The sequence below is a fragment of the Streptomyces sp. NPDC104313 genome (assembly GCF_055583985.1).
The window spans coordinates 1-14366 of record NZ_JBVJMW010000028.1 but is presented as its reverse complement, the minus strand read 5'-3'; the positions used below and the strand labels follow the sequence as shown (position 1 = coordinate 14366).

Annotated in this window: 14 protein-coding genes; 6 read left to right on the top strand and 8 right to left on the bottom strand. The window is 72.6% G+C overall.

From position 1 onward, the window contains the following. Positions 1–76 precede the first annotated feature (76 nt). Together ACZ60Q_RS35250 and ACZ60Q_RS35245 are read right to left on the bottom strand one after the other, a co-directional pair. Positions 77–1264 (bottom strand): beta-propeller fold lactonase family protein, encoded by a 1188-nt coding sequence (locus ACZ60Q_RS35250; RefSeq protein ID WP_469641652.1) that lies wholly within the window; start codon positions 1262–1264, stop codon positions 77–79. 458 nt (positions 1265–1722) lie between these two features. Next, the gene (locus tag ACZ60Q_RS35245; RefSeq protein WP_469641651.1) at positions 1723–2580 is read right to left on the bottom strand and encodes a 3-hydroxybutyryl-CoA dehydrogenase; all 858 of its coding nucleotides are present in this window, start codon (positions 2578–2580) and stop codon (positions 1723–1725) included. 201 nt (positions 2581–2781) lie between these two features. Here ACZ60Q_RS35245 and ACZ60Q_RS35240 point away from each other — a divergent pair, with 201 nt between their 5' ends. Then, complete coding sequence (locus ACZ60Q_RS35240; protein WP_469641650.1) at positions 2782–4083, top strand: glycoside hydrolase family 10-like protein; 1302 nt, start codon at positions 2782–2784, stop codon at positions 4081–4083. Between the two features lie 74 nt (positions 4084–4157). On the opposite strand, the gene ACZ60Q_RS35235 is transcribed toward ACZ60Q_RS35240, so the two are convergent. Both ACZ60Q_RS35235 and ACZ60Q_RS35230 read right to left on the bottom strand, forming a co-directional pair. Further along, positions 4158–4367 carry a DUF1918 domain-containing protein gene (locus ACZ60Q_RS35235; protein ID WP_469641649.1) on the bottom strand — a complete coding sequence of 70 codons (210 nt, stop codon included), beginning with the start codon at positions 4365–4367 and terminating at the stop codon, positions 4158–4160. A 47-nt stretch (positions 4368–4414) separates the two neighbouring features. Beyond that, positions 4415–5449: a DMT family transporter gene (locus ACZ60Q_RS35230; RefSeq protein WP_469641648.1), complete on the bottom strand. Its 1035-nt coding sequence runs from the start codon at positions 5447–5449 to the stop codon at positions 4415–4417. On the opposite strand from ACZ60Q_RS35230, the gene ACZ60Q_RS35225 reads away from it, so the two are divergent. The 3 genes from ACZ60Q_RS35225 (at position 5448) to ACZ60Q_RS35215 (ending at position 8459) form a co-directional block, all read left to right on the top strand. Then, positions 5448–6902, top strand: a complete 1455-nt coding sequence (locus tag ACZ60Q_RS35225) for an aminotransferase-like domain-containing protein (RefSeq protein ID WP_469641647.1) — start codon at positions 5448–5450, stop codon at positions 6900–6902. The genes ACZ60Q_RS35230 and ACZ60Q_RS35225 overlap by 2 nt on opposite strands. Positions 6903–7259: 357 nt before the next feature. Then, positions 7260–7757 (top strand): peptidylprolyl isomerase, encoded by a 498-nt coding sequence (locus ACZ60Q_RS35220; protein ID WP_469641646.1) that lies wholly within the window; start codon positions 7260–7262, stop codon positions 7755–7757. 162 nt (positions 7758–7919) lie between these two features. Continuing rightward, complete coding sequence (locus ACZ60Q_RS35215) at positions 7920–8459, top strand: hypothetical protein (protein ID WP_469641645.1); 540 nt, start codon at positions 7920–7922, stop codon at positions 8457–8459. 60 nt (positions 8460–8519) lie between these two features. Here the strand turns inward: ACZ60Q_RS35215 and ACZ60Q_RS35210 are convergent, their stop codons facing one another. Continuing rightward, the gene (locus tag ACZ60Q_RS35210) at positions 8520–8918 is read right to left on the bottom strand and encodes a DUF5997 family protein (protein ID WP_469641644.1); all 399 of its coding nucleotides are present in this window, start codon (positions 8916–8918) and stop codon (positions 8520–8522) included. 58 nt (positions 8919–8976) lie between these two features. On the opposite strand from ACZ60Q_RS35210, the gene ACZ60Q_RS35205 reads away from it, so the two are divergent. Next, positions 8977–9774 carry a LysR family substrate-binding domain-containing protein gene (locus tag ACZ60Q_RS35205; protein ID WP_469641643.1) on the top strand — a complete coding sequence of 266 codons (798 nt, stop codon included), beginning with the start codon at positions 8977–8979 and terminating at the stop codon, positions 9772–9774. A 636-nt stretch (positions 9775–10410) separates the two neighbouring features. Beyond that, the gene (locus ACZ60Q_RS35200) at positions 10411–11691 is read left to right on the top strand and encodes a hypothetical protein (protein ID WP_469641670.1); all 1281 of its coding nucleotides are present in this window, start codon (positions 10411–10413) and stop codon (positions 11689–11691) included. Here the strand turns inward: ACZ60Q_RS35200 and ACZ60Q_RS35195 are convergent. From ACZ60Q_RS35195 to ACZ60Q_RS35185, 3 genes are all read right to left on the bottom strand, one after another. Beyond that, positions 11670–12668 (bottom strand): MerR family transcriptional regulator, encoded by a 999-nt coding sequence (locus tag ACZ60Q_RS35195; protein ID WP_469641642.1) that lies wholly within the window; start codon positions 12666–12668, stop codon positions 11670–11672. The two genes, ACZ60Q_RS35200 and ACZ60Q_RS35195, sit on opposite strands and share 22 nt — an antisense overlap. Positions 12669–12671: 3 nt before the next feature. Next, positions 12672–13412 (bottom strand): HEAT repeat domain-containing protein, encoded by a 741-nt coding sequence (locus tag ACZ60Q_RS35190; RefSeq protein WP_469641669.1) that lies wholly within the window; start codon positions 13410–13412, stop codon positions 12672–12674. Positions 13413–13487: 75 nt separating this feature from the next. Beyond that, the gene (locus ACZ60Q_RS35185) at positions 13488–14096 is read right to left on the bottom strand and encodes a GOLPH3/VPS74 family protein (protein ID WP_469641641.1); all 609 of its coding nucleotides are present in this window, start codon (positions 14094–14096) and stop codon (positions 13488–13490) included. Positions 14097–14366: the final 270 nt, after the last annotated feature.

Genomic DNA, 14366 nt, shown 5'->3' with positions numbered 1-14366 from the left:
GTCGTGCCCGGCACCCGCAGGTGCCGGGCACGACCCGTCGGTACGTACGGGGCGGTCGCGCCCGGTACGTCTGAGGTCAGGTGCAGCGAACGAGGAGGGGGGTGGTGGCGGTGCAGGTGCGGCTGGCGGTGTCGTTGGCGGGGTCGGGGTCGGCGGGGGTGCTGGTGGTACGGGTGGCGGTGGCCTGGTAGGGGGTGCCGAGGCTGAGCAGGGCGACGGGGAGGCTGAACGTGCGGGTGGAGCTGGCGCCCGGGGCGAGGTCGGTGAGGTCGCAGGTGACCTTGCCCGCGGTGGTGGTGCAGTCGGTGCTGGTGGGGGTGGCTTGAGGGGTGAGGGCCGTGGTGACGGTCGCGGTGGTGGCGGTGTCGGGGCCGTGGTTGGTGAGGGTGAGGGTGTAGTCGATACGGCCCCGCAGTCCGGGGACCGGGGTGGCGGCGAGGGCGACTTGGAGGTCGGCTTCGGGTCGGGCGGGGGTGATCACCACACTCCGCGGTTGGGTGCTGAAGGGGATGGTGGCGGTCACCTGGTGGGTGGTGGTGTCGAAGACGGAGACGGTGCGGCCGCCCACGTTGGGGACGTAGGCGCGCGTGCCGTCGGGGGTGAAAGCGACGTCGTAGGGTCCGTCGCCGGCCGGGATCGTGGCGGTGACCGTGTCGGTGGCGGTGTCGATGACCGCCAGGTCGTCGCTGTCCGTGTTGGCGACCCAGGCCCGGGTGCCGTCGGCCGTGACGGCGGTGGCGTTGGGGCCGCGACCGGTGGTGACGCTGGTGGCGACGGCCCCGGCGGCGGTGTCGATGACGGTCACCGACTGGTCGTTGGTGCCATTGGCGACGTAGGCGCGGGCGCCGTCCGGGCGGAACGCGGCGGAGCGTGGATGGTTGCCGACGCGGATGCCCCGGACGACGGTGAGGGAGGTCGTGTCGATGACCTGGACCCCGCCGCTGGTGGTCTGGACGGCGTACACCTCCGTACCAGCGGGATTGATCTCTACGTCGTAGACGCCCGCGCGGGTGGCGACGCTCGCGGTCTGCGTCTGGGTGGCCAGATCGATCACCTTCACGGCTCGTGCTGAGCTGTCGCCGACGTAGGCGCGCAGGCCGTCACGGGAGATCGCGATGTCCTCCGGCTGCCCCCCGACGTCGAAGCCGGTCGCGGTGTTGGTGGCGGTGTCGATGACCCCGATCCGTCCGGTCCAGCCGCCGGCCACATAGACGCGGGAACCGTCCGGCGAGAGCGCCAGCTTCCCCGTCTCGACGCCCGGCACCGAGATGGAAGCCTCCTTCTCACCCGTGACCGTGTCGATCGCGATCCCGGTGAGGCACCCGCAGATGGTCGCCGCAGGCCGGTACTACGGCTGCCAGGTGGTCAGTCGCGCCCCTGACGACCCCGAGTCCAAGGGTGGGGCGGAGGCCACGGTCCGGAAGGAGCCCGCGGATGCGTGGGTCCCGGGGCTGGATCGCCGGGGATCTCTCAGGATCTTTCAGTCCTGTCGGAGGCATATCCGAGGGAGTTTCCGCAGGACAAGGACGGAAGGCCGCGACAGCCCCCAAATGCCCCAGGGCTTCGGGCCCGCGCATCCGTGCCGTCGCTCCGCAGCGCTCCGGCACGGCGTCGGGTCGGCGGTGGGAGACGAGGCTCTTCGGGGCACACGCGGCCCTGCCCTCGGGCAACGCCCCTTCGGCGGGCTCGGTGGCGTGAGCGCCGGGCCCGCCGGTAGGACGGTCAGTAGGCGTAGAAGCCCGACCCGGTCTTGCGGCCGAGGCGGCCCGCGTCGACCATGCGCTGGAGCAGCGGAGGAGCGGCGTACAGCGGTTCCTTGTACTCGGCGTACATCGAGTCCGCGACCGAGGCCACGGTGTCCAGGCCGATCAGATCGGCCAGCTTGAGCGGACCCATCGGATGGGCGCAGCCCATCTCCATGCCGTTGTCGATGTCCTCGCGACTGGCGATGCCCGACTCGAACATCCGGATCGCGGAGAGGAGGTACGGGATCAGCAACGCGTTCACTACGAACCCGGACCGGTCCTGGGCGCGGATCGGGTGCTTGCCGAGCACGTCCTGCACGACGGCCTCGGCGCGTGCGATCGTCTCGTCCGAGGTGGTCAGCGCCGGGATCAGCTCGATGAGCTTCTGCACCGGGGCCGGGTTGAAGAAGTGGATGCCGATGACCCGGTCGGGGCGCGAGGTGGCGACGGCCAGCTTCACCAGCGGGATCGAGGAGGTGTTGGAGGCCAGGATCGCGTCCTGCCGGGTCACCACCTGGTCGAGCACCTGGAAGATCTCGGTCTTGACCTGCTCGTTCTCCACGACGGCCTCGATGACGAGATCGCGATCCGCGAACTCCCCGAGGTCGGTGGTGAAGCTCAGACGGCCGAGGGTCTCGTCCCGCTCCTCCGCGCTGATCTTGCCGCGCTCGGCGGCCTTCGAGAGGGAGTTGTACAGACGGGTGCGGCCGATCTCCAGCGCTTCGCCGGTGGTCTCGGCGACCTTCACTTCGAGGCCGCTGCGCGCGCACACCTCCGCGATACCTGCGCCCATCTGGCCACAGCCCACCACTCCGACGCGTGCAATGTCGGCCATAAGGTCCGTCACCTCGTGCCTTTCGCTGTTCTCCGGATCGCAGGGTCCCGCGTGATCCCGGTGCCCGCTTCGACCCCACGACGTTACTCCGAACGCCGATGCGGACGTCCCGCGGGTCATGGTGGCCACGGATGGGAATGATGCGGTTACGTAGAGCCAGCAGAGTCGGATGTGGGACGTGGCGGAGAGAGGTGGGCCAGGATGCGGCGAACGGGAGCGGCGAGAAGGACGTTCGTGCTGGGTGCGGCCGGACTGCTGGCGGCGATGACGTCGGCCGGTGACGCGGTCGCCTCGCCGGCGGGGAGGAGGGGTGGTGGGCGGCACGCGGCGGCGCCCGGACAGCTGCGCGGCATGTGGATCGCGACGGTCGCCAACATCGACTGGCCGTCCAAGCCGGGACTCACGGCGGCGCGAGGGGAGTCCGAGCTGTTCGCGTATCTGGACCGGGCGGTCGAGCTGCGGCTCAACGCGGTGGTGCTCCAGGTCCGGCCGACCGCCGACGCCCTGTGGCCCTCGCCGCACGAGCCGTGGGCCGCCTGCCTCACCGGGACCCAGGGGAAGGACCCGGGCTGGGACCCGCTCGGTACGGCGGTGCGCGCGGCGCACGACCGGAGCCTGGAGCTGCACGCCTGGTTCAACCCCTACCGGGTGGCGAACCACACCGACCCCACCCGCCTCATCGCCTCCCACCCGGCCCGGCAGCACCCGGGATGGGTCGTGCCGTACGGCGGGAAGCTCTACTACAACCCCGGGCTGCCGGAGGTCCGCCGCTTCGTCCAGGACGCGATGCTGGACGCCGTGCGGCGCTACGACATCGACGCGGTGCACTGGGACGACTACTTCTATCCGTATCCGGTGGCCGGTCAGGCCTTCGACGACGACGCGGAGTTCAAGCGGTACGGCGGCGGCTTCGCCGACCGGGCGGCCTGGCGGCGCGACAACATCGATCGGCTCGTGCGCGAGACGGGGGACCGGATCCGGGCGGTCAAGCCGCACGTCCGCTTCGGCATCAGCCCCTTCGCGGTCTGGCGCAACAAGGCAACCGACCCGCTGGGTTCGGACACCCGGGCGGGCGTGCAGACCTACGACGACCTGTACGCCGACACCCGCAAGTGGGTGAAGGAGGGGTGGATCGACTACATCTGCCCGCAGATCTACTGGCACATCGGCCAGACCGCCGCCGACTACGCCAAGGTCCTCGCCTGGTGGAGCAAGGCGGTCCGGGGCACGGGCGTCGACCTGTACGCGGGCGAGGCGCTGTACAAGGCGGGCGACCCGGCCCAGGCGGATCCCTGGCAGGACCCGGCGGAACTCTCCCGCCACCTCACCCTGGCCCAGGACCACAAGGAGGTGGGCGGCCATGTCTTCTTCTCCGGGAAGAGCGTGATGAAGGACCGGATCGGCGCGATGCGACGCGTGGTGGCCGACCACTACACGGACCGGGTCCGGCTCTACCCGGACCGGGGCCGCACGTATCCGCACCGCCGCCGCCCTTCGAGCTGAACCGGGACGGTGCCGAGGGCGGTGCGGTCGCGAGGGGCCGGGAACCGGTCGTGCGGGTCCCGGCCCCGGCGCTCCTACCGCTGCCGCCCGTCCTTCGGCGCCTCGATGTGCTGGACGACGCTGTCGGGGCCCGGTGACATCAGGGATTCGTGGCCGTCGTCGAAGCGGAGCCGGTACGGGGGAGCGCCCCCGTTGCCGAGCACTTCGACGATCTCGGCGACCCGGTCGTGCTGTCCCACGGTCCTGCCGTGCATCAGCAGCCGGTCGCCCGTGTGTGCCTCCATCGGAAGCGACCTCCTCACAGGGGGAGACGGTGTCCGTGTCGACAAGTCTATGACCGTACGCGCCGGGATTCCCCCGCTGCGCCGCGGCCGGCCCGCTGGGTGGCGGCGATGCAGACGAGTACAGCCAGCGCCGCGCCCGGAGCCGCGGCGGACATCTCCTCGCCGAGCAGGAGAAAGGACCACACGAGCGTCAGCAGCGGCTGGGCGAGCTGGAGCTGACTGGCCCGGGCGACACCGATCGCCGCCATGCCCCGGTACCAGACGTACAGCCCGAGGAAGGACGATCCGGCGGCGACCCAGACCAGGCCGAGGACTCCGTGGGCGTTCAGCCGCACGGGTTCGAGAGACAGAGCCACCAGGCTGCCCACCACCGCGAGCGGCAGGCACAGGACCAGGGCCCAGCCGATCACGTGCCATCCCGGCATCAACCGGGCCAGCCGGCCGCCCTCGGTGTACCCGGCCGCGCACACGAGCAGCGCGCCGAACAGGTACAGGTCGCCGGAGGCGAGGGCGCCGCCGCTCTGCCGCACGGTGAAGGCGATCACCACGGCCGCCCCGGCGAGGGCCGCGATCCAGAACGTGCGCGACGGCCGCTCGCCGGTACGCAGCGACCCCAGCACCGCGGTGGTCAGCGGCAGCAGGCCCACGACCACGGCCGCGTGCGAGGTGGTGGAGGTCCGCAGGGCCAGCGTCGTCAGCAGCGGGAAGCCCACCACGACGCCGCCGCCGACGACCGCGAGCCCGGCCCAGTGCCGACGAGCGGGCAGCGGGACCCGTGCGGCCAGCAGCACACCGCCCGCGATCAGGGCGGCGAGCACGCTGCGCAGAGCGACCAGGGACCAGGGGCCGAAACTCTCCAGCCCCCAGGCCGTGGCGGGAAAGGTGAGCGAGAACGCCACCACGCCGAGTCCGGCGAGCACGGTGCCGCTCCGGTCGGTCGGCGGGCCCGGCGCGGGCCTGCTTCCCGGCTCGTCCGCACCCTCGGTCGCTCGCGACATGATCGCCGGGGCGGCCCGCAAGGTGCCGACCGGCTGGGTAACCGCTATCGATGAAGGCGGGATAGCGCTATTCTCTGCTCTCATGCGAGAGCGTAGCAGCGTTGCTGAACTGGTTACTTCCCTGCGGGCCGATCTCAACCGCTACTCGCCCGGTGGAAAGCTACCGTCCAGCCGTGCACTCGTCGAGCGGTTCCGGGTCAGCCCCGTCACCGTCTCCCGCGCCATCGCCCAGCTCGCCGCCGAGGGGCTCGTCACCACCCGCCCCGGCTCCGGCGCCTTCCGGGCGCAGCCCCGCGCCGCACTGCCCGCACCGGGCGACACGTCCTGGCAGGAGGTGTCGCTGAGCGGCGACGGGGGGCCCGAGGTGGTGCCGCGGACCGTGGACGCCTCCGGAGTGCTGGTCACTCTCGCCGCACCGCCGCCCGGCGTCATCGAGTTCAACGGCGGCTACCTCCACACCTCCCTCCAGCCCGAGCGGGCGCTCTCCGCGGCCCTGGCCCGCGCGGGCCGCAGGCCGGGCGCCTGGGGCCGCCCCCCGACGGACGGGCTGCCCGAACTGCGTTCCTGGTTCGCCCGCGAGATCGGCCCCACCGTCTCCGGCACGGACGTCCTGATCACCGCGGGTGGCCAGAGCGCCCTGGCCACCGCGCTGCGCGCGCTCGCCCCGCCCGGCGCCCCGGTCCTCGTGGAGTCGCCCACCTATCCCGGCATGCTCGCAGCGGCCCGCGCCACCGGGCTGCGCCCCGTCCCCGTGCCGATGGACGCCGACGGGGTGCGCCCCGAGCTGCTCGCCGACGCGTTCCGGGCCACCGGCGCCCGGGTCTTCGTCACCCAGCCGCTCTTCCAGAACCCCACCGGGGTCACCCTCGTACCCGCCCGCCGCCCCGAGGTCCTGGCCATCGCCCGCGCGGCCGGGGCATTCGTGGTCGAGGACGACTTCGCCCGCCGGCTCGTCCACGACGACGCCGGACCGCTTCCGGCGCCGCTGGCCGCCGAGGACCCCGACGGGGTCGTCGTCCACGTCTGCTCGCTGACCAAGGTCACCTCGCCCAGCCTGCGGCTCGGGGCCCTGGCCGCCCGCGGGCCGGTGCTGGAACGCCTGCGGGCCATCCAGGTCGTCGACAGCTTCTTCGTGCCCCGCCCGCTCCAGGAAGCCGCGCTGGAGCTCGTCGGCTCCCCGTCCTGGGGCCGCCACCTCGCTGCCGTCGCCACCGAGCTGAGGCACCGCCGTACGGCCATGGCGGCCGCTCTGGGCGGCGCGCTGCCGGAACTCGCGCTGCCGCGTCTCCCGGCGGGTGGCGGCAGCCTCTGGCTCCGGCTCCCGGGCGGCGGCGCGGGAACGGCCACCGATGAGCCGGCCGTCGTCTCGGCCGCCCTGCGCGCCTCCGTCGCCATCGCCCCCGGACGCCCCTACTTCTGTGCCGAGCCCCCGGCCGGCCACGTCCGCCTGAGCTTCGCCGCGGTCTCCGGAGCGGCCGAGATCGCGGAGGGCGTCCGCCGCCTCCGTACCGCCTTCGACGGGCTCCTGGAGCGCTAGGGGGTATCTGGGCAGTCCCGTGTGGACGGGCGACGCGGAATCGTCCGCCCTCCCGGGCGAGGCGCCCTTCCGGTCGGGCCTCGCGCGCCCTCTTGACCAGACAGGCGTTCGGCCCCACGATCCCGCCATGACGCCTCGGGAACACCCCGGCCGCAGCGGCGCGCGGCTCCTCCCGGCCGGCCGAACGCTTCGACGGATGGGCTGCGGGCTCGCCGACCACCCGAGCAGGACGGCCCCGGTGAACGCTGTCCGCGCGGCCTGCGGGGAGACCGCCGGCAGGTGAGCGGAACGGGACATCCGACGTGGCGACCCAACCCGGGTTTCACCTGCGGTTGCCAGGAATGTGAGGATGTCACCATGACAACCAAGGTCTACTTCGACATCACCATCGACAATGCGCCCGCAGGGCGGATCACGTTCAACCTGTTCGACGACATCGTCCCCAAGACGGCGGAGAACTTCCGCGCGCTCGCCACCGGCGAGAAGGGCTTCGGCTACGCCGGCTCGTCCTTCCACCGCGTCATCACGGACTTCATGCTCCAGGGCGGCGACTTCACCCGCGGTGACGGCACCGGCGGCAAGAGCATCTACGGCGAGAAGTTCGCCGACGAGAACTTCAAGCTCAAGCACGACCGCGTGGGCCTGCTCTCGATGGCCAACGCCGGACCGAACACCAACGGTTCGCAGTTCTTCGTCACCACGGTGCTCACCCCGTGGCTGGACGGCAAGCACGTGGTCTTCGGCGAGGTCGCCGACGAGGACAGCCTGGCCCTGGTTCGCAAGATCGAGGCGCTCGGCTCCCCCAGCGGCAAGACCCGTGCCAAGGTCACCATCGCCGAGTCCGGCGCTCTCTGACCGATCCGATAGCCCGACGGGCCCGTGGCGGGACTGTTCCACCGACGTACGCGTCGGCCGGGGCGGACCGGCTACGGGCCCGTGGCATGCGCCTGCCGGTTTCCCTGACACATACCCCCGCGCTCGGGCAGAATTTGATGTGTCCGCGACGGGGGAGACGCAATGCGACGCACCGATGCCGCACGAGAGCTGGGCGGATTCGTCCGCGAGCACCGCACCGACAGCGGCAGACGCCTACGACTGGCCGGTGCCCTGCTGGTCACCGGTGTCATCGGCCTCGCCTTCGGCGTGCCCGTGACCGTCGCTTCCATCGGCACCACCGACGGCGCACCAAAACTGGCGGGCCTGCTGCTCGGGGTGGGGCTGGTCGGACTGGGCCTCGGGGGATGGCGCCTGACGCAGGCCCTCCGCACGCGGGAGCAGTGTTTCGACGTCCATGAGCGGGGGCTCACCCACCGGGTCGCGGGCAACGCCACGCTGATCCCCTGGACGGACATCGAGCGGATCGGCTCCGCTTCGGCCGAGGACGGACGGCCGCTGGCCGAGGCCCGGGGGGCGGGCTTCGGCTTCGCCATCGAGCTGCGCGACGCACGGAAGATCCGGGTGGACACGTTCACCGAGGACGCGCGGGAACTGGCCGCGACGATTCACCGTGCGGTCAGCCTGGGCCAGTTCCCCCGGGGCCGAGGCCGTAGGCCCTGACGGGCGGACCAGCGTGCGGCTCCCGGGCTGGCGCGTCGTTCGGGCGCGCTGGTCGCCGGACTACTGATCGCCGGACTGCGCGGCCCGCTCGGCGTTGCGCTCCTTGATCCGGGCGGTCTCCTTGCGCACCTCGGCCTGCGTGGCGCGCTCCTTCTGGAGCCACTCGGGCATCTCGTCCTTCAGCGCGTCGATCTGCTCGGTGGTGAGCGCCTCGGTGACCCCGCCGCGGGCGAGCCCCGCGATGGAGATACCGAGCTTCGCGGCGACGACCGGGCGGGGGTGCGGGCCGGTGCGGCGCAGCTCCTCCAGCCAGGTGGGCGGGTCGGTCTGGAGGGCGTTGAGCTCGGTGCGGGAGACGGCACCCTCCTGGAACTCGGCGGGGGTGGCCTGGAGGTACACACCCAGCTTCTTCGCCGCCGTGGCGGGCTTCATGGTCTGGGTGGTCTTGTGCGACGTCATGGGTCCAGGGTATCGACCATGGGACATACCTCCGACCACCTGCCGGTAGCCTGGTTCCGTGACAGGCTCGGACATCCCCTCATCCTTCAGGCTCGCGTACGTCCCCGGCGTGACGCCCACCAAGTGGGTGAGGGTCTGGCGCGAGCGGCTGCCCCACACCTCCCTGGAACTCGTCCAGGCCGCCGCCGCCGAGGCCCCGGAGCTGCTGGCGAGCGGCGGTGCCGACGCCGGTCTCGTACGGCTCCCGGTCGACCGGAGCGTTCTGAGCGCGATCCCCCTCTACACCGAGGCGACCGTCGTCGTGATCCCCAAGGATCATGTCGCGACCGCCGCGGAGGAGGTGTCGCTCGCCGAGCTGTCCGACGAGATCGTGCTGCACCCGCTGGACGACCTCCTCGGCTGGGAGACCCTGCCCGGCCGCCCGGCCGTCGAGCGCCCGGCGACCACGGCGGACGCGATCGAGCTCGTGGCGGCGGGTGTGGGCGTCCTCCTCGTCCCGCAGTCGCTGGCCCGCCTCCACCACCGCAAGGACCTCACCTACCGTCCGGTCCCGGAGGCCCCCGGGTCCCGCGTCGCCCTGTCCTGGCCCGAGGCGGAGATCACCCCCGACCTGGTGGAGGAGTTCATCGGGATCGTCCGGGGCCGCACCGTCAACAGCACCCGTGGCCGCGCGGCCACCCCGCCGCGCCCGGCGAAGGACAAGGCCGAGGGAAAGAGCAAGGACCGGGGCAAGCGGGCCGGTGCGGGCGGCGGGCCGGCCGGTGCCCGGAACAAGTCCGCGGCGGGCAGGAAGCCCCAGTCGGGCGGCCGGGCCGGCGGCCAGAGCGGCAAGCGCGGAAAGCCGCGGGGCCGGTAGCGCGCCGAGGCACCGCCACCCGCGCCGTCCGGCTGGAAGAGGGCCGCGACCGTAGGGCGTCCCGTCGCCGTCGCGCTCGGGCTGGACCGGGACGAGCGCGACCCTCTCGTACGGCTCGTACGGCTCGTACGGCTCGTACGGCTCGTGCACCGGCGGCGCAACGGTGTCGCCCGTGCCGCGTCCGGAGCGGACCGTACCGCCCGGTCGTCCCCGGCCCGCGTCGAACGACGGCGAGGCCGCACGACCCGAGGCGCAGTACCTGCTGGACCGGATCGCCGCGCCCGCCCTCGGCGGTGCGGGGCGGGTCTCAGGAGCCGCCCCAAGGCCCTGGTGGTGGGGGGGGGGGGGGGGGGCGGGGCGCCCCCCCCCCCCCCCCCCCCCCCCACCACCCCACGGCGGTTGTCTCGTTGATGGGACAACCGCCGTATGCAGGGGAGCGTCCGTCCGATGCCGAATTTCCGCAGACCGATGCAGGACCCCCGCGGGTCGTTGGCGAGCCCCCGCGGATCGTCGCCCACCACCCGCGGATGGTCTTCGAACCTCCGCGGCTCGTCTCCGCATACCCGAGGACCGTCGCCGGACATCCGCGGATCGGTGGCGAGCACCCGCAGAGCCCGGCACCTCGGTCTCGTCGGGATGCTGCTCATCGCCGTGGCCTTCGCCGGGCTCCAGCTGACAGCGGTCACCGGACGGGCCTCGCCCGACACGAAGAACTACCTCTCCTACGCCCTGAGCCTCAGCGGCGAGGACCGCCAGGAGGCGGGCCGGCTGGCCATCGGCTACTCCTGTGCCAGCGGCCAGCACGCGCCCCTGGACTTCATCCCCTGGACCAGCAGGAAGGCCGCGGGAGAGTCGCAGGAGCAGTGCGTGCGCCGGTTGAACGACTCGGTCGCGTACTGGTCCGGCCACGGCAACACGTCGGGGATGACCGCTCCGTTCGCCAACCAGCGCTTCATGGCCATCTTCGAGGCCAAGCCCGGCTATCCGCTGTTCCTGGTCCCCTTCGTGACCGCCCTCGGCCCCACCTGGGGTCTCTGGCTCGCCGGACTCGTCGTCGCGCTGGCCGGAAGCGTCTGCGTCCTGCTCACCCTCCGGTTCGCGGGAGCTTCCCGGCGCGCCGGTCTGGCCGGGCAGGCCCTGTACCTCGCTCTGCCCACCGGAACCGTCGCCATGAACCCCCTGAGCGACGGGCTCTCCCTGGCGCTCGGCACGGCGGTCGTCCTCGGCTGCGTCCTGCTGCTGCGGGACCGGCCCCGTGCGGGCGTGGCGCTCGTCGCGGGCGGCCTTGCCCTGATGTTCCTCGTCCGCTACTCGCAGGCCCTGCTGCTGGCGGCCGCTCTCGCGGGCGTCCTCCTGGCCCGGGCCGGCCGGCTCCGGCTGAAGCGGCGGGGGCCCGGTCCCGTACTCCGGGCTGCCGGACTGTGCGGTGCGCTGGCGGCGCTCGTCTACGCCGGGGCGCATCTCCTGTCCTGGCCCATGGGCCAGGACAGCGCCCAGGACCTGCTGACCCACCACTACCAGCGCCCCGATCTGTCCGACCCCTGGCCCGAGTTCTTCGTCCAGGAGCGGGTCTTCTGGTCGGCGTGGCTCCGGCGCCAGGCCACCTACCCGGTTCTTCCCGTCCTGCTCGCGCTCTCGGCCTGGGCCCTGCTGCGGCGCCGTTCCGTGGTGCTGCCGGTGGCCTTGGCGGCAGGGGCGGCAGGCCTCCTCAACCAGGCGGGCCACCCGAACCTGGACCAGCTCCTCGGCCACCGCCTCATCGTCTTCATCTGGCTGCTGCCCGTCCTGGCGGTGCCGCTGCTCCTGGACCGGCCGCCGACCGACCTCCCGTCCCACGACGGCACGACGGAACACGCCGTACCGGCCGCCGCGGTCGATATCCCGGGCGAGGCCTGTCACTCCACGTCGCGCAGGTGAAGCAGGTACCTCGCGGTGAGCGCGACGGCGCGGTCCTCGTCGTGCAGCAGCTCATCGAGGGCCCGAGAGGCACCCGCCCCAGGGATGCCCGCCAGCGCCTGGGTCAGTCGTCCGCGCGCCGACGCGCCGGTGGTGTCGAGGGCGAGGCGGCCGATGAGCACGGCCGCGATCCGGTCCGCCGCCGCGTCGTCGTCGGCCAGCAGGCTCAGCGCGTCGGCCGCGTCGGTGTCATTCGTCCCCGCCACGACCAGGTCGACGAGCGCCGGGACCGCGGCCGCCTCGCCGCGTGTCCCGAGGGCCAGAGCGGCGTAGCCGCGGACCACGGTATCGGGGCTCGCCAGGGCATCCCGCAGCAGCGCGGTGGCCTCACCGCCGGGCATCTCGGCGAGGGACCGTACGGCACGCTCCCTCACCTCGGCCACCGGTGAGCCGAGCCCTTCCGCGAGCAGCGCCGGTCCGCCGCCGCCCGATCGCGCCAGCGCCCATCGAAGGGCCCCGGCCACATGCGGGTCGCCCTCGCCGAGTACCGCCTCGACCAGGGCTTCCACCGGAACCTCGTCGACCGAGGCGAGGGCGGCGCGCTGGCGGGCACCAGCGCTCTTGGACCCCAGGGCTCCCAGCAGCGTGACGACCTGGAGGACATCCTCCCAGCCGGCCGGATCCGTTGCGTGGACCCGATGCAACCGGGTGAGCAACTCGTTCTCCGCCGCGATGCGTTCGCGCGTCCGGCGGATGAGGTCGTCGACGAGGGCCGAGGGCGTGAAGCCGGGATCGTCGAGAGCACGACCGATCTCCCGCAGCGACAGCCCAATCGCCCGCAGGCTCTCTACGTGGAAGATCCGCTGGATGTCCTCCCCGGAGTACTCCCGGTATCCGGACCCGGTGCGGCCCGAGGGCCGCACCAATCCGAGCGACTCGTAGTGCCGGAGCATGCGGGCACTGACCCCGGACCGCCGCGCGACCTCACCGATCAACACGCCCTACGGCCCTTCCTCACCGGAGCCACCGGAGCCACCGGAGCCCCCGGACCCGCCGAGGGCCACGACGCGCTTCGCCTCCTCCACGGCGAGCGTGAATCCGGCGTCCGGGTCGCGCAGCAGCCGCCGCGTGGCGAGCGCGTGGGCGCGCACACGCGCGTCGGGGGCGCTCGTCGCGTCGGACAGCGTGTGAGCCGTCGCGTCGCCCAGCGCGACCAGCGCCCGGCTGAGACTCAGCTGGGTCTCCCGCCCACCGCGCCCGAGCTGCGTCGCCAGCAGCGCGGCCAGCGCGGGCTCCTCCCCTTCCGGTACGAGTACGACCGCCGCCCGCCAGGCACTCCGCGCCACCTCGTCGTCGGCGTCGGTCAGAAGCGCCCGGGTGATCGCCGGCCACGCCCGCCGGTCCCCGATCTTGGACAGCGTGTGCAGCGCCTGACTCCGCGCCTGCGTACGATCCGAGCGGAGTTCGCGCAGCAGCGGCGGAAGGGTGATGGACACCGGGTGACGGGTGAGCGCCCAGGTCAGCATGTCGCGGACGAGGAACTCCGGCTCGACCGCGCACCGCTCGACGAGCGGGCCGACGAAGCGGGGGTCCGGCGCCGAGCCGACCGTCAGAGCGACCCGCAGCCGTACCGACGAACGGTCGTCCTCCAGCCCTCGCAACGCCCGCACCCTATCCCCGCCCCTGCCCGTATCCCCGCCCGCGTCAGCGTCCGCGTCTGTGCTGTGTCCCGTGACCGTCATCGAGACCACCTCCTCGGCAAGCAGTGAAGAGCTTGTCACCGTGTCAAGGTCAAACCCGCGCGGCCGGACCCCGGCTCACGGTCCGCGCCAGACGTTGGCGAAGGCAGTGTTCTCGATGGTCCGCCTCTGCCGGACGGCCTCCAGCTCCATCACCGCTTCGTGGACGGCTGCGACCACGGTCGTCACGGTCTCGTCGTCGAGGCGGGGTTCGTCGTCGTCGGATCGTCCGCCGTCGAGACCCACGATCGATGCGAGGGCGGCCAGGACGGGTTCCTTCTCCTCCCAGCGGCGCGCTGTCTCGCGGTGGCCGGGTGTATCGACCAGCTCCACGCGCTTGGGGCCGAAGGGCAGCCGGCCGCTCCTCCTCTGGGTGAGCTCGCCGTCCTCCTCCAGAGCGTCCTGGTAGATGGTCGAGAGGTCCCGCCCGCGCCGCCACAGCCAGTCCTCGATCCGCTCGTAGGGCGGCTGCCGAGTGACCCCCGCGGCGGCCGCGCCGAGAAGCCGGTCGTCCGGTGCCGAGGAATCGGCCGGCACGATGAGGTCGCCGTCCACGGTGATGGCTCCCGCACCGATGAGATCGAGCAGTTCGGCACCCGCGAGGGCGAGCGACAAGTCGCCCTGACCCACGGTGTGCTCCGGCGCCGGGTCCATGGCGATGATGAACAGGTCTTTCGCCGTGGTCATGAATGGCTCCCCTCAGAGGCATCGACAGAGGCGACTCCCCACCGGCCCGCCCCGGCCGGGGGCCGGTTCGGCGGCGGGATGACTGCCACGACCAGTATCGCTTCCGCCGGTGCCGCGGATACGAGGACTCCTGGCGCGAGCCGAAGAAGTCGTTGGCCGTGCCCGGGAGCGGTCCCTAGACGAGTCATTCCGAATGCTGACGATGCGTTCGGGAATGCAGACAGGGCGTCCAAGATCGTTGTGTGACGAACAACCTGGACGCCCTGCTGA

Excerpts from the sequence above, each read along its gene's own strand:
- ACZ60Q_RS35240 (WP_469641650.1), top strand. The coding sequence starts at position 2,782 with ATGCGGCGAACGGGAGCGGCGAGAAGGACGTTCGTGCTGGGTGCGGCC.
- ACZ60Q_RS35185 (WP_469641641.1), bottom strand. The coding sequence starts at position 14,096 with ATGACCACGGCGAAAGACCTGTTCATCATCGCCATGGACCCGGCGCCG.
- ACZ60Q_RS35220 (WP_469641646.1), top strand. The coding sequence starts at position 7,260 with ATGACAACCAAGGTCTACTTCGACATCACCATCGACAATGCGCCCGCA.
- ACZ60Q_RS35225 (WP_469641647.1), top strand. The coding sequence starts at position 5,448 with ATGCGAGAGCGTAGCAGCGTTGCTGAACTGGTTACTTCCCTGCGGGCC.
- ACZ60Q_RS35235 (WP_469641649.1), bottom strand. The coding sequence starts at position 4,367 with ATGGAGGCACACACGGGCGACCGGCTGCTGATGCACGGCAGGACCGTG.
- ACZ60Q_RS35215 (WP_469641645.1), top strand. The coding sequence starts at position 7,920 with ATGCGACGCACCGATGCCGCACGAGAGCTGGGCGGATTCGTCCGCGAG.
- ACZ60Q_RS35245 (WP_469641651.1), bottom strand. The coding sequence starts at position 2,580 with ATGGCCGACATTGCACGCGTCGGAGTGGTGGGCTGTGGCCAGATGGGC.
- ACZ60Q_RS35190 (WP_469641669.1), bottom strand. The coding sequence starts at position 13,412 with ATGACGGTCACGGGACACAGCACAGACGCGGACGCTGACGCGGGCGGG.
- ACZ60Q_RS35230 (WP_469641648.1), bottom strand. The coding sequence starts at position 5,449 with ATGAGAGCAGAGAATAGCGCTATCCCGCCTTCATCGATAGCGGTTACC.
- ACZ60Q_RS35200 (WP_469641670.1), top strand. The coding sequence starts at position 10,411 with ATGCTGCTCATCGCCGTGGCCTTCGCCGGGCTCCAGCTGACAGCGGTC.
- ACZ60Q_RS35210 (WP_469641644.1), bottom strand. The coding sequence starts at position 8,918 with ATGACGTCGCACAAGACCACCCAGACCATGAAGCCCGCCACGGCGGCG.